This window comes from Photorhabdus namnaonensis, assembly GCF_001684335.1.
GTDB classification, from domain to species: domain Bacteria; phylum Pseudomonadota; class Gammaproteobacteria; order Enterobacterales; family Enterobacteriaceae; genus Photorhabdus; species Photorhabdus namnaonensis.
The window spans coordinates 320,174-336,542 of the sequence record NZ_LOIC01000072.1; the positions used below are offsets into that span (position 1 = coordinate 320,174).

Annotated in this window: 9 protein-coding genes; 8 read left to right on the top strand and 1 reads right to left on the bottom strand. The window is 37.5% G+C overall.

Annotated elements, in window-relative coordinates:
• The first annotated feature begins 61 nt into the window (after nt 1-61).
• The 7 genes from Phpb_RS13855 to Phpb_RS13885 all read left to right on the top strand — a co-directional run bounded on the left by Phpb_RS13855 (nt 62) and on the right by Phpb_RS13885 (nt 13,921).
• Nucleotides 62-2,791, top strand: a complete 2,730-nt coding sequence (locus tag Phpb_RS13855) for a hypothetical protein (protein WP_065390839.1) — start codon at nt 62-64, stop codon at nt 2,789-2,791.
• The gene (locus Phpb_RS13860; RefSeq protein WP_065390840.1) at nt 2,791-5,724 is read left to right on the top strand and encodes a hypothetical protein; all 2,934 of its coding nucleotides are present in this window, start codon (nt 2,791-2,793) and stop codon (nt 5,722-5,724) included. The genes Phpb_RS13855 and Phpb_RS13860 overlap by 1 nt, the downstream gene beginning before the upstream one ends.
• A gap of 184 nt (nt 5,725-5,908) precedes the next feature.
• Nucleotides 5,909-7,180, top strand: coding sequence for a tail fiber protein (locus tag Phpb_RS13865; RefSeq protein WP_065390841.1), 1,272 nt, complete (start codon nt 5,909-5,911; stop codon nt 7,178-7,180).
• A gap of 65 nt (nt 7,181-7,245) precedes the next feature.
• The gene (locus Phpb_RS26340; protein ID WP_065390842.1) at nt 7,246-9,573 is read left to right on the top strand and encodes a contractile injection system tape measure protein; all 2,328 of its coding nucleotides are present in this window, start codon (nt 7,246-7,248) and stop codon (nt 9,571-9,573) included.
• A gap of 9 nt (nt 9,574-9,582) precedes the next feature.
• Entirely contained in the window at nt 9,583-11,667 is a 2,085-nt protein-coding gene (locus Phpb_RS13875) for an ATP-binding protein (protein ID WP_065390843.1), read from the top strand.
• Nucleotides 11,668-11,691: 24 nt separating this feature from the next.
• Nucleotides 11,692-12,594 carry a Pvc16 family protein gene (locus Phpb_RS13880; protein ID WP_065390844.1) on the top strand — a complete coding sequence of 301 codons (903 nt, stop codon included), beginning with the start codon at nt 11,692-11,694 and terminating at the stop codon, nt 12,592-12,594.
• Between the two features lie 385 nt (nt 12,595-12,979).
• A complete protein-coding gene (locus tag Phpb_RS13885; RefSeq protein WP_065390845.1) occupies nt 12,980-13,921 on the top strand; it encodes a YwqJ-related putative deaminase in 942 nt (313 codons plus the stop codon).
• Between the two features lie 595 nt (nt 13,922-14,516).
• On the opposite strand, the gene Phpb_RS13890 is transcribed toward Phpb_RS13885, so the two are convergent.
• Complete coding sequence (locus Phpb_RS13890) at nt 14,517-15,386, bottom strand: hypothetical protein (protein WP_065390846.1); 870 nt, start codon at nt 15,384-15,386, stop codon at nt 14,517-14,519.
• 188 nt (nt 15,387-15,574) lie between these two features.
• Between Phpb_RS13890 and Phpb_RS13895 the strand changes: the two genes are divergently transcribed.
• The gene (locus Phpb_RS13895; protein ID WP_065390847.1) at nt 15,575-16,270 is read left to right on the top strand and encodes a helix-turn-helix transcriptional regulator; all 696 of its coding nucleotides are present in this window, start codon (nt 15,575-15,577) and stop codon (nt 16,268-16,270) included.
• Nucleotides 16,271-16,369 lie beyond the last annotated feature (99 nt).

The window sequence follows — 16,369 nt, forward strand, 5'->3', positions numbered from 1 at the left end:
TAAATAACCATGATCTCCTGAGATCTATCAGGAAATTATTCAAATAATAGGTGATATAAATATGGGACAAGCCGAGCTGGAAAATAAACTCTCCGCTATCGTACCGAATACTGCGTTTAAACTTGATGGAAGAAGTACGCTGGATATTTTAAACTGGCTTAAAGATTACGCCGCAATCATTCCTTTCGATCAAGCCAAAAAACAGTTCTGGGACAGTTTTTATTTTATTCAGAAAAATGATCCTCAGCAATTAGCCAATATTTACCAACAAGTTAATCAAGCCGATGGTCTTTTACCGCCACATCAAGCTTTTGTACTGGCTTTTTTAAAACTATTAGAAACAACCAAACTCTTATTAAACACTTTCCCGGCACGACATCGTGATCTTTATTACCGAGAATTATTAGGATTAAGACCCAAAGGCGCCCAAGCGGATAGTGTCGCCATCGGCATTAATCTCAATACAAATAACGCGGAATTTCTGGTAGCACGAGGCACCCTGTTTGACGCCGGGCAAGATAGCACCGGTAATCCGTTACAATATGCGTCAGACACCGATTTATTGGCGAATCAGGGAGCGCTCACCGATCTGCGTTGGTATCGGAGAGACAATGATGGCTGGCAATCGGCGATTCTCCTCAACCACTCAGATAACGTCGCATTACCTGAAAACGGTACCCGGCTTCTTAGCCCAACCGCCAATGATGTGCCGATTCTGTTCGGTTATCTGATTACCTCCTCTTTGTTTGCCATGTCCACAGAAGAGCGTCGAATTAAAGTGACGCTGGAAAATGATTGGCAAGGTAAAGCTGAAAATATCACCGCTAGCATCAGCGCAAAAGATCGTTGGTTATCGTTGTCGGTAAGACTTATCGACAAAAAGAATATTGAACTGGGATTATCGCCCTTTGATGATCCGACTAGCCCGCCGGACAACCTCGATGGGATAACGTTTGACGTACCGGTATTAAAATTAGGCACAACGCAAAAACCGGCCTTACCCAAAATTACCGGTATTGAAATCAACATTAACGGCAACCGCAGCGTGCGCTACGCCTCTGACGCGGGTATTGAGCCAGCAGATAAAGCCAGCTTCCCCTTTGGTCAATTACCATCATTAGGCTCCGGCTTCAATCTGGTCGCCCCTGATTGGTATGGTTCTGAAAACGCGACACTCACCCTTACGCCTCAATGGATTGGCTTGCCCAAAGTGAACTTTTCAACATGGTATGAAAAGTACGATCCTAAACCCGGCAACAATGGCGTATTTAAAGTACAGGGGTATTTAGTCACGCCACAGGGAAGAAAGGCACTCAACGCAGCCCAGTCATTATTTGGTGGAACAGGCGCGCCACAAGGACAAAACCTGAATTTTACCTTACCGGCAATGGATTACCCTGTCTCAAACAGCTCATCCCCCAATGAATGGCCTGCATCAGTACGCATAGAACTGGTCGAACAAGATTTTATGCATCCCCAATATTGGAAAGATCCAACAGGTAAAAATCTGCCCTATACACCACAAATCAGTGCGTTGCAGATCCAATTCAAAGCTAAAACCGCGCAATTCTCCGTCTATCCCTTAGCGCCTTTCGGCCGAAGCGCGACAACCGCGGAAATACCGACATTAACCCATGAAGCATTCTATTTAGGCTTCACCGATGTCGTTCCGGGACAGACTTTATCTCTATATTGGCAGTTAGAAGGCTTCAAAGCGCTCAATTTATCCTGGTTTTATCTCAATAAGCGCAATAACTGGAACAAATTGGATCAATTAGTTGACGACCAAACTCATAATCTATTTAACCAAGGTATCTGGCGTGCGCGACTGCCACTAGACGCGTCAAATCAAACGGCCATGATGCCGGCAGGGCGGTACTGGATAAAAGCCAGAATGGCACATCCGCACGCACCTCAGGATTATCCCATCATTAAAAGCATACTGTATAACGCCACCACCGCCACCTTAATCAACGCGGAACAGGTTGAGAATGCCCACTTTATTAACGGATTGGCCGCCGACAGCATTCAACAGCCGGTCAACGCATCAGTTGCAATCAGCCGTGTCACTCAACCTTGGTCATCCTGGAACGGCCGACCAAAAGAAACAGAGCAAGCCTTCCTGACGCGCATCCCGGCCCGTTTATCTCATCGTAACCGGGCGCAAAGTTGGGAAAATATTGTCACCTTACTCAAAGAGCGTTTTATCAGTTTATTCGATGTCAAATACCCTTCCGGTGATGACTTAACGAAAATCCCGGCCCCGGAAACACAACAATTGATTGTGATCCCCGACAGCCGCTACAAAGATAACGATGATGCGCTGCGTCCAACGCTGAACCCCGCCCGATTAGCGGAGATGGTCGCATGGATAAGCCAATTAAGCAGCCCCTGGACAGAGATTAAGATCAATAATCCAAAATACATTAACGTCAACGTCAATTATCAAGTGAAATTTATTTCAGGTGTTAACCCTGAATATGGTCATCATCAGCTACAGCAAGAAATCAGTCGGAAATATATGCCGTGGGGAGAAAATACCGCTATCAGCGTGACAATCGGTAATCACATTGACTATTACCAGTTATTAGCCACCCTCCAACAATCTCCTCTGGTTAAACGAGTCACGGATTTAGTACTGGAAAAAGTAATGCCGACAGAGAGTCATATTCGTGAAAATAAAGATGATCAACCCACAACGACCATAGGTAACAGTATCGAGGCCGCCGATGATGAAGTATTGATTTTAGTCTGGCCAGATAAGAATTCCTCAAGCCAAGGAGTGAATTAATGAATAATCAAAATGCCTTATTTCCTATCGTCAAAGACGATATTACCTTCGATACCTTACTCACTCAGGCCAAAATAGTGATTGAGCAGCAATCCGGCCAATATTGGAGCCATACCAATATCAGTGATCCCGGCATCACTTTATTAGAAGCGTGTTGTTATAATGCGTCCGACTTGGCTTACCGCCACACATTACCCCTCAAAGATCTGCTTACGCCTAAAAAAGAGGAGCAGGTATCCGGCGAGGGTATTTTCCCTAAAGAATTCGGCCCACAACAAACCCTGACTTGCGGCCCCATCACCGAGGAAGATTATCGTCGGGCTTTACTGGATCTCCATAGCAGCGACGCCATTAATGAAACAAAAGAAGGTTATTTCTTCTTTAATGATGTACAACTTATTCGTGAACCTGAAAGTGAGCGCTATGAATATTGGTATAACAAAAAGAAACGTGAATACAGCTTTAGAAATTCCGGTTCAGACAGCAAATTAACACTGAGAGGAAATTACTGGCTCTATTTACTCCCCAGTCGGGAAGCTCAGGCCGATAATAAACAGGTTCAGGAAAAGTTGGAAGCTTTCTTAAAAGAGAACCGTAATTTGGGGGAATCGATTAGTAATATTATCTGGCTAAAACCAACAAATTTCTTATTACAAATTGATATTGAACTGGATGATGACGTTAAAGATATTGCCGACATCTTCGCTAAAGTTTATATGACAACCGAACAAATGGTGCAGGCAAAACCAATACGTTATACCACTCAAACCATGATAGAACAGGGTTATAATCATGAAGAAATTTTTGACGGACCTTATTTGCGTCACGGCTGGATACCCCAATTACCCCCAGCCAAAGATTACACCAAATCGACAATAGTCAACTTAAGCCTGCTGGTTAATCAGTTATTGGACATCCCTGGGATACAAAGTATTACCCGGCTGACATTAGATTCAAGTAAGGAAAATAAGACCATTACTCCTCTTCAAGAGAAAGATAATTGGTCTTGGGAAATCGCTCAAGGATACTATCCTAAACTATGGGGTCATGACCCACTGAAACTCATTACCTCATCATCAGCAACAAATCCACTCAAAATTACCGCTAAAGGTGGGATAAATATTCTCGTTTCCAAAAAAGAGGTCGCAAAAAAGATAATTGCAGAGCCGCTAATTGAGACAAAAGCGGAATTATTGCATTGGGGAAAATATCGTAAAGTCCTGGACTACTACCCAGTAAGCAATAAATTACCCGCCTGCTATGGATTACAAACCCGCGCCAGCACCCAACAACAAATACAGTTGCACCAATTTATGCTGCCTTTCGAACAAATACTGGCTAACAGCTGCGCCGAACTCGCCCTATTGCCGAAATTATTGGCCTTTAAACAACGGGGAAATACGATACATGGTGTACAGTGGCCTTATAAAACCAATACCATCAGTGGAAAAGTGCTGGAGAATACAGAATCCGATTTAAAAGAAAAATTTGATAGTGATGCTCAAATCTATAATAAAGGTAAAATCCAAGATCAAAACTATACTCAGGAACTGGCTATTCTGGATTATCTGTTAGGATATTTTGGCACTCATCGCACAGCCAGACCACTTCCCCTAGACTCACTGGATTTTCTCTCTACTCAACGCGGCTACCTGGCGCAGCAGCCCGAGTTGCTTTATCAGCGCAATAATATCCGCATTAATAAAGTATCAGCACTACAAAAACGTATTGCCGCTCGGCTTGGCTTAGGCGGAGAATGTTTCAATGAAACACCGGATTTGGCTAACCTGCCTTTCTATCTGGTTGAACATCGTCAGCTATTACCGATAAAACCCAACAAGAAATTCGACAATGAACAGAAGCCCGACAATCTTGAAATAAAGAACCAACCCAACTCTACCCATCATCAATTAATCATTACCCAGAAAGGAACGTCAGGCCAATTACAATATGGGCAAGTGATTAATCTGATTATTAAAGACAAAGAGGTTAAAACCAAATTCACCCTGCGGGGCCAAATGATTACTCATATTACAGGAGACGCCTTCTCTCTGAATACCCGTAATAGCACGGCTCTGGAGAACAATTTGAATGACATACGGAAAGCGTATAATGACGGCAATCTATACTGGTGTAATAACCCGATATGGATGGAAGATATGGATTATCAATTAGTTTATGCCGACGCGACATATCAAAATAATGCCGAAGATGAACGCTGGATCACCTCCAGCCCTCAAAGCCCCTTTCCTGCCATGATTGAAGAGAATGACGAAATTACCCTGAAATATGTCATTACACCTTCCAGGCCATCCGAACCAATATTAACGGATAAAGTTCAGACTGAACCACAGCCCGAATACGAATATGAACTCAAAGCACGCGTCATTAAATTTGATCGCATTAAAGGTAAGATATTAATTAAACGCAACGCGGATTCACGGGATAATTTCCCCCTTGAGACAGAAGCATGGCGTTATCGCTGGTACTTCTCCAACAAAGAATATGCTTTAGCCGATCGCTTTTCATTTGTGGTCAGCGTAGTCGTAGATCACCAATTCATTGAGAGTCAAAAAGTTGCCCCTTACAAACTAGAATCTTGGATAAAATCGGAAATTCTAGCGGAATTTCCCGCTCACATTTCTATAATCATTCACTGGCTGTCACCGAAACATTTTGAAAATTTCGCCAATACCTATAAACGCTGGCAAAATAATGGAGCGTCTTTAGGGGATGAGGCATACTATATTTTAGAAACCTTAACCTTGGGAAGACTTCCTTCCGCCGCGACAGGTATTGGCAATATGCGAATCGCCACCGAACAACAACGTATTAAGGTGATTGGTGAATCAGGAGATCAATGGAACGAAGAAATTATTAAAGATAATCAGTTATCATATGTTCCTCACTCCATCACTGAATTGCCTCTCTGATCCTAATGACCTTAAAGGAGAAGTCCATACAACATTTTACTTTTATTTAACTTACGAAAGAAATAAGACGTTTAAAATATAAAATAGATATCTCATCTATTCCCATATCATAAAAATTTAAAAATCCCGCTATTACTTAAATACATTTTTAATGCAATAGCACACATAATATCAGGTGATAAAAATGGAAAAAGAACATAATTTACACAACACAAAACAGAACTCAGAGAATACCAATACCCAATCAATTGGCCCATCCACAGATGATTTAAAACAGCGTTTTAAAGAAGGCAGTATTCCATTACAGACCGATTATGCCGACTTGATTAATATTGCTGATATAGGTCGCAAAGCCTGTGGTCAAGCGCCACAACAAAATGGACCAGGAAAAGGATTAAAATTGGATGATGACGGTACACTTAATTTAAAAATGGGCACCCTTTCCAACCAAGATTTTTCTCCATTAATCCTAAAAGATAATATTTTATCTGTAGACCTTGGTAGTGGCTTAATTAATAAAACCAATGGAATATGTGTTGGTCAAGGCAATGGCATTGTTGTAAATGGTGATAATGTGGCAGTCAAAGCCGCTAACGGTGTTATTGTTGATGACAATGGTGTCGCAGTCAAATTCGGTAATGGTATCAATGTTGATACTAATGGCGTCTCGGTCAAAGTTAAAGACAAAGATAAAACAATTAACGTCGAATCTACAGGGATATCAGTAAGACTTGGTTTGGGCGTCACAAAAGGTGATGGAATCAATGTTAAAGCAAGTAATGGAATTAACGTTGATAATAATGGAGTTTCCGTCAAGGCCGGTAATGGGATTAACGTCGATAGTAGTGGTGTTTCCGTCAAAACCGGTAGTGGGATTAATATTGATAATAATGGTATTTCAATCAAAGCCGGTAATGGAATTAACGTTGACAATAATGGTGTTTCAGTCAAAGCCGGTAAAGGTATCAAGATTAACGCGGACGGCATCAGTATTGATCCCCATAAAGTATTCTCCAAAGGAATGATTATGATGTTCTCTGGCTCTGCCGTACCACCAGGTTGGGCATTTTGTGATGGCACCAATGAAACACCTGATTTACGCGACAGATTTATTTCAGGCGCCGCAACGCTAAATGATATAAATGGCACTAACGGCAAGAGTATGACCGGAAATAATAATGAAAAGGTATTCAATGTTCAAACCAGCGGTAATAAAACCAATCTCACTATTAGTGTAAAAGAGATAGCGTCAGCGATGGAGCCACGTCATATCGAAGGAAAGGCAATAGAAAACACACATGCGTCAGAATCTGGCAAAAAGTCCGCTTCCAATACGGAAAAAAACAGACAAAATTCAAATAATCAAACTGTTTATAGCGTTAATGAAAAATCTCACCTGCATACTGTAAATGTGGTGCCGCCTTATTATATTCTGGCATTTATTATGAAGATTTAGTTCTATTTCACACCAGAAAAAATTAAACTAATTATTCACTGTTAATTATTAAAGGATATATTAGCATGACCTTGGGGCCAAATCTGCTAAACCGGATAGTCATTACTATTGAGGCTAATGATTCACAGGTTGCTAAGAAAGTATTACATGGCTCCCTGCTTAATCAAGCCAGTATAAATAACTTATTTAATACATTCTTTACTCAACATCCCATTAATCAGGATATCTACTTAGAAACATTAACGCTAAATCTTGGAGAAATAGATTTACATAATTTCAATTTATTATTCCCGGCACGGCTTAATACTGCTCTAAATAGAGCATTAAGCCAATACCAAATCAATAATCAGGAGAGGAAAACAGCCTTAAAACAATCAACGTCACAAGAAATAATCAACCAGCCTTCTTTATTACATGAGAATAACTCAATAAATATCGAAAGTTTTATTCATTATTTAAATCATAAAAACCCCATGTTAAATTCTCAGGAGATTATAGCTAACCACAAAAACGTCGATAGTAATATTCAGCAATTAATTACTCAATTAGCTGAAATAGAGAATAAATGGGCGCTGCTATTAGCAAAAAGCTGTTTATCCGAACCAAGCCTGCAACGGTTGTCAGCACTCAAGCAACCGGCTTTATTAAGCGCCATCAACCACAGGCTATCCGGGAAAATAAATAGACCACACCATTCAGGGGAGCTTGTCTCCCCCGGACAACTGATACTCAATGCTTTGCAATATATACAGAGAAATAATATATCGGAGATACCTAAACTGGATGCGAAAGTGATATCCCATGTCACCATTGAATTGGATGACGGTACACTTAATGCAGAATCTGTTATGACGTTATTTCGCCAAATCATCACTCATAATATTACACTACACAATGCTCCATTACACAATGTTTCATTACACAAGATTCCATTATATAATATTTCATTAAATAGTTGGTTAAAGCAGATCTGGCAAACCACTGCTATCGCAAGATTCAGTGATAAATATCTATCCACTGAGGAATATCAATATTTTTCAGAACAATTTACGTCAAATAATATAGATAAAGAGAGTGATAATATCGCATTAGCTGTTACTCATAAAAATATCCAAAATACGCAGAAGGAAAAATATTTACCTGAACATTTCATTCCAAATCATACAAGTAAAAACGAATCCAGCAAACAATCAACCATTATTAATGCTCCTATCTTGAGCACTCAGGAACAGCAATATCTTCCTGAACACTTTATTCCAAATCACACTAATAGGAATAAACTCAGTAAATTATCAACCATTAATGACGCTAATATCCAACATGCACATAAAAACCAATATATTTCAGAGAGCTATATTCAAAACCATAAAAATGAAAATAAACCCGGTAAACAGTCAACTATCATTAACACTCATCTCTCTAACACTCATGAAGAACAATGTTTTCCTGAATACTTTATTCCAAACAACACGAATAAAAATAAACCTAGTCAGCCACCCACCATCGCTGACACTGACAATAAACAAACGCAGAAAGATCAATATATTCCTGAGCACTATATTCAAAACTATGAGAATAAAAATAAATCTAGCAAACAGTCAATCATGACTAACACTAATATACATAATACTCATGAAAAACAATATATTTCCAAAAATCTTATTTCAAACTATGCGGATAAATACAAATCCAGTAAAAAATCAGCCGTGACTCAGTTTGATATTCACAAGACTCAACAATATCAATATATGTCAAATCCGCAGATAATACCCAAAAACCAGAAAATATTATCAACATCGAATAACCGGCATATTACAAGTAATCATTCTAACCAATTACGTACTATCAATAAAGTACGTACTGCGCAGGTTTTATTACCTGAACAAACTCCTCTATATCAAGTAAATAATGCTGGAATATTAGTTTTATGGCCGATGTTACCTATGCTGTTTAATCAACTTGGCTTACTTGAAGATCAAAAATTTATCCATCGTCAAGCCCAATTCAGCGCGGTTAATTTTCTTAACTATCTGATTTGGGGAAGTGAAGAAATAAAGATAGAACCAAGGATTCTGGATAACATTCTGTGTGGATTAATGGTTGATGAAACTATTGAATTATTCCTGCCTGAACCGGAAAAACAGTTGATAATCGATCAATGGTTAGACGCCATTATCAACCAACTTACCGGCTGGAAAAAATTAAGCCACAACGACGTTCGCCAACTGTTTTTACAACGACCGGGTGAATTGCTGATAAATGAACAGGAAATCGAAATCATGGTAGAGCATCAACCGTTTGATATTCTGTTATCCGATTGGCCTTGGCCACTAAATATCGCCAGATTTCCCTGGCTAAATCGCACTTTACAGATTAACTGGCAAAACATTTAAAAGGTTTATATGAATTACCTAATAACAAATACCCCCTATGGCGTGGCTGAATTACACTGGATTTATCCCCATTTGGAACGTATCGATCTGCTATTACAACAATACTATTATCAAAAGGGAAATCAGTATAATTCATTACCTGAAAGTTTTTTACTGACCGAAGATGAAGTAGAACAGTGTTTAATATCACCGCAAGGTATTCCTCATTGGCTGACTAAAACGAATAATCCTGTTCGCTATTTAGAAATCGAGGAAAGCCCTGCCCTTGACGCATTATCATTATTAATTGAACGTTTTGAACTGACTGAATTTGAGCGTGATATTTTATTATTAGGTTTATTACCCCATTTCGATAGCCGTTATCATGCATTATTTGCTGCTCTAAATGGTAGCAGTAAAAAACAGTGGCCCAGTTTCACCTTAGCGATTGAATTATTTAGCCAATGTCAAAGTGATCGACAATTACTACAAAACAGTTTTCTCCCACAAACACCGTTAATCAGTAACCAATTATTACGGCTCAATAATCATGAAGAATCTATCTGGTTACAGACGCAATTTTTAACTCATAACGCAATCTGGCATTTTTTATTGGGACAACGGGTTATTCTACCACCACTGATAATCTGTGCTAACTGGCATACTCCGACCTCACATAATTGGTATCCACAAACCCTTTGTCATTCACTTGAAAAAATATTATTAAATGAAACCGACGAAATACGCCCATTGGTCATACTCAGAGGAAAACAGGACAGCTCCAGAGAATTAGCGGTCAGGAATATTATGGCGTCTCACAATATTCACACCTTAACGCTTGACTTAGCCCATCTACCCGACGAAGAAAACAGAGCCAAAATATCCAGCTTATTGGCGGACGTAATACGGGAAACTCGGCTACATGACGCCTGTTTATTAATCCGCAATTTCTCTTTACTTGCAGAGGGAAAAAAAACATTACACCATGAATTATCTATTTTATTGAATCAGCCGAAATTAAAAATCATTTTTCTGGCAGAACCGGGAGATGCATTAGTCTGGCTTAAACATTTATCAATGGTAAAAATTGATATGCCAGTAGCAACTTTGGAAGATAGAAAAACAATGCTGAAAGCAAGTTTACCGGAGAATGCCTCTCAGGAAATTAATATGACTCAACTCTGTCAGCGTTTTTCTTTTACCGCGGAAACATTACCGCTCATTCTTAAAGAAGCACATCAATATCAAATGATTCGTCAATCAGAAGGGCTACTGGGAGAAATAGATCTGCGTAAAGCATTAAGTTTTCGCGCCCAACAAAATTTCGGCAAATTAGCTCAACGCATAACCCCAAAGCGCGGTTTTAATGATTTAGTAATTTCAGACACATTAAATCAACAACTAAAAGAAATTATCGCTGCCATTAACTACCGTGACCAGATTCTGGCTGCTGGCTTTCAGGAAAAAATCAGTTACGGTACCGGTATTAGCGCACTATTTTATGGTGAATCAGGTACCGGCAAAACGATGGCCGCAGAAGTTATTGCCGGTCATCTTGGCGTTGACTTGATTAAAGTTGATCTTTCCACTGTAGTGAATAAATACATTGGTGAAACCGAAAAAAATATTTCGCGCATTTTCGACTTAGCCGAAGCGGATTCCGGCGTACTGTTTTTCGATGAAGCCGATGCCCTATTCGGCAAACGCAGTGAAACCAAAGACGCCCAAGACAGACACGCCAATATTGAAGTTTCTTATTTATTACAACGGCTGGAGAATTATCCGGGGTTAGTCATTTTAGCCACCAATAACCGCAGTCATTTAGACAGCGCGTTTAATCGTCGCTTTACTTTTATTACCCGCTTTACTTACCCAGATGAAGCATTACGCCAAAAAATGTGGCAAAAAATTTGGCCTAAGCAATTGACATTATCCCACGGCATTGATTTTGAACATCTGGCTAAACGATCTGATTTAACTGGAGCAAATATCAGAAATATTGCCTTATTATCATCCATATTAGCCGCCAATGATAATATTAAAGAAATTGAATATAAACATATAGAGCGGGCTGTCATCCTTGAATTAAATAAAACAGGAAAATTGGTTTTTTAAAAAATTAATAAAATTGGAGTTAACATGACAACCATAATTGCTTCTGATAATACGATTATTGAGATTAATAAAGCATTAAATAATGTCTTATCTAAATACTTAGACATTGCAGGTCAAAAAATTGATATTCGTTTTGATCTACCAGAAATTAATTCCACCCAATCAGAGCCGACGATCAGTGTATTCCTTTACGATATACATGAAGATCTGCAATTACGCTCTTCCGGAGCAAGACATTATAACCCGGCAACCAATACATTATTACCGGGATGGGTCAATATCAATTGTAACTATTTAATTACCTATTGGGACGCGAATAAACCGTCCAGCGACAGCTCCAGCCCGGACAGTCAGCCGGATAATCAAGCGGCACAAATCATGACCCGCGTTTTAAACGCATTGATTAACAACCGCCAACTAACCGGTATTCCCGGAGCATACACCCAAATTATTCCACAACAGGAAAATTTAAATAGCTTAGGTAACTTTTGGCAGGCTCTTGGTAATCGCCCTCGCCTCTCTTTATTATATTCCATTACCGTACCGATGAAACTGCAAAATATTAAAGACAGGGTTGTACCCATTATCCAGACTTCCGCTTCTGTGGTACCAAAAACAAATCTGGATAACTCACAAATAAACCTGGCTTTAATAGATAAATTATGTGCGGAATTAGGCGGCACAGAAAATGCGCGTCTTGCCCTTACTAAAGTAAATCTGATCACAAAGCCCGATACAGAAAATAATCAAGTTCAGGGAAAAGAAAGAGTTATTGTTGACGTTTCCGGTGTGACTAAAGCAGCGTGCTTACCACAAATAAAAGATACGCTTGCAAAATGGAAAAACAGTCAAGAGGTTGTTATTAGGATAAATAGCATTGATATTATTGTTTATAAAGAAAATACTGATGGATTAATTGGGATTTAAAAATAACCTCACATTAAAATAAAAAAATAACCACTAACCATTTACCTAGCAGATCGGTTAAATTACAAAATTAAGTGGCCAATTAACGTTGATAAACCAAATCAATTATTAAATAATGAATTTAACAGACTATCTTAAATTAAAAAAAGGAATTAATTGCTGAATTACTTGAGATAAATAAAAATATTCACAATGTAAAACCAGACAAGGTTAAAAAAGATAAAAATATAGACATTTATTTAAGAAAATATGATATAAATAATTCACTTTAAAATGTTAAAAGAAAAACTTGATATTTTATTTTAGTTAAACAACCCACTCTCCATTCAAATATCAAATCGTGATTTTAAATGTAACGAGTTCAACCATTATAGAGGATTTCTAAATGTTCAAAAATGATGTTTGTAAAAAAATACGCGAATCTCGCGAAAACAAAACTTCAGATGAAACGTTATTAGATGCATTACATCTGGATATTCCTGATTCCCAAGCAGTCATGTCTGCTTATCAGAATAAAACGCCTAAACTATCTGATTTTAGTGCAAAGACCCAATTAATCCTCAACTCTTCAAGACAATTTGGTCAGCAAAGATCTGCAACAAAACAACGTAATTTTTCTGTACCTGGTTTAAAAGAGAATGGTGCTCCTGGTGGAAGTTTTATTTATTCAAAAAAATCTTTAGATAATTTCGCTGCTCATGCAGGATATGTACATAATGATAATTATGATGATGAATTTGTCAATTTTAAGGATAATGATAGGAATTTAGCTGAAGGAAAACTATTTCCTGGTATCAAATTATTTAAACATCATAAAGAATTAATAAAGAAAAATGGACAGGGGCAAACGGAAATTCAACCAACAGATGAACCTATAGCTTATATCATCACTGACTCTAAATCCTTTATTTCAGGGATAAAGGATATGTATGAAAAAGCAGGAAGTCCTTTACATCCAATAACTGAAGCCTTAATTAAAGAGCACATGATTAATAATGCGGGTGTATTACCCACGATGGCTGGTATTGCCGGTATGCATGCAGAGGTACAAGCACTTAACCATTTATTAACTTCAAATGACAAAAAACAAGAGAAAGCTATTGGAAGTCGAAAAATAGGTGAATATATGCGGGATATGCTGGAGTCATCTATTTTTACTCATCGATTGACAACAAGACAAGCTGGAGATGATTTTGCTGCTTGCCATAATTGCTCAGGAATATTATCAGCGCCAGTCAATGTTGTTACGGGTAAGGTAGAAAGTGCGGGAAGTAATTTTTCATCAACAATATCGAAAAATTATGAGACAAAAGAATCACCAGTGTAGAATGGTATTTGATTAAATAGATAATTCACTTTCCATATTTTTAAGAAGTTCGTTAATCCGCTTAACGGGCTTCTTATCATTCTGTTGTCAGTAAAGGTTATTTTGCCAGAATTTACCAACAAAACGCTTATTTATTTAATTATCCTTCCTGAAAATTTCCGCTACTTACCTGCTCTAATAATTTAAGTCAATGTTTAGTATTATCCGGTGAGCGTAATAAATAAACGATTTCTTCAAAACTTGCATATTCTGCACTTGAAATGATAACTCAATCGCCACAGTTTTGTCTGGTTATCAATATTGGCGCACAAGCCTGAACAGCTTGATCATAATAGAAGCAAGATTTACCTTTGCAACGCTATATGTTGTCTTCCACATAATATGTCCTTTTCTCGTATCAATAATACCGAATCTAATAAGAAAAAAATAATGGTACAATCTCAGAATAAATATCTATATCCGTCATCTTTTAAGTTGCCTCTTTGTTGGCTGCACTCGCTCCCCCCGGTCACAGAGTTACCTATGCTCCCGGGGATTCGCTCCTTTGTCGCTCCGATGCATCTTGAAATCCATAGGGTATAACTAAAATATTATATTACTGACTCACAACTTGATCTTTAGGGTTAAATGTAAATACGGCATCTGTTGCCTGTTTTACATTTGTACCTTTAGGTAATTCGATTTTAACAATAGGTAAAAATTTACCCGTTGCATTTTTATAATCACGTTGATCTTTTTGTGCATTAATTAAACCTGCACCGTTTGAATAAAAAAGGGCTTCAATAGGTAATATTTGTGGCTTATTCTCATCCCAAGGTTGAACGACTATCTCATTATAATTTAAACCATTACCATGATAAGGCATTGCAAGTAATGTTTGATGAAAAGCATCTGCTGGATTTTTCGCCGTCGGTCTAACATCAAATGCACAGACTCCCCATGCAGATTTTCTTGCAATAGCTTTATTTAATTGATGAGCGGTGAAAACACCAAAATCTTGGCATGATTTCCCATCTGAAGGTTTAGGCGGTGCGCCACAATAATTTCCCTGACGCGCCCAAGTATTCGCATCAAGAACATAGGAGCATAAGACAGGAACTTTAACCTTATCTTCAGGGGCCATCTGTTCAGGAAAGAGAATAAAACCATTAACGCTAGCATATGTATTGCCAAATTTAGCATCTTTTCTTAAATATGAAAAAGAAACTCCATTATTCTTTATAGAAGATGGATTTAACTTCCAAAAATTAAATCCAGGCCGAGTCCCTCTCATCAAAACTCCAGAGCAAAGGAAAGCAGGTGATTGAGCATCACCACAATCTTTAACGACATTACTATATTGTTGGGTTAATATATCAGCAATATCATTTTGTACCTCGGTTTCATTTCCCGTTTGAGTGAAAGCAAAAGTATTTGTTGAAAAAAAGACAATACTAAGGAGCAAACCTACGATAGGCTTTTTCATAAAGTCCTCACTTAATTTAAATTAAAGTATGTTAATTGAGATTAAATTATTGCTCATTACTTCCTAGTAAAGTTTTTCACTGTTTTTTTTATATCACAACTATCAAATTTGATAGTTGTTCTAGTCAATTATTAGACTAGTCTTAGTATTAATGTCTTGAAATATTTAACAATACTCAGGTTAAAATTATGATTGATTTATATGAATTTTATTCGGACTGTGTTGTTGAGGAGTTTAATGATCTTCATTTTGTTATTAAAACCATTCAATCTATTACTGATATAGAATGGTACTCTCTCTTTTACTCTTCAACTAAAAATAATATTAAAGAAGCAAATTTCATCACCAATAATGATCAATTAGCCTTAAAATATAAAAAAGAGAAATATACCAATAACAATCCCATTTTTGAATATTGCATAAAAAATACTATCCCTTTCATATGGGATTACAATAAACTAGAAAAAAAATCATTTTTTTTCCGTGAAATTAAAGATTATGGGATAAATCATGGCATATCTTTTCCTATGCATGGTATTAATCATGATTTTGGCATTTTAACTTTATCTTTTCATTGCAAAGAAGAGGGTTATATAAAGACAATAAATAAAAATTTCAATCAACTAATGGCATTAAGAGATATAATACTACACTATTTAATTATTTTAAAAAACAAAAACAACAACATTAAATTAAGTGAAAGAGAAAAAGAAGTTTGCTCTTGGTATTTAATTGGAAAAACAACATGGGAGATATCACGCATACTTAATTGCTCAGAAGCAAATATCAATTTTCATTTTAAAAAAATTAGAGAAAAATTTAATGTTAACTCTAGAGGTGCAGCCATAATAAAGGCCATTGAAAATGGCCAAATAGAATTATGAAGCCTTGCTTTACTATCAAATTTGATAGTTGTGATATAAAAAAAACAGTGAAAAACTTTACTAGGAAGTAATGAGCAATAATTTAATCTCAATTAACAT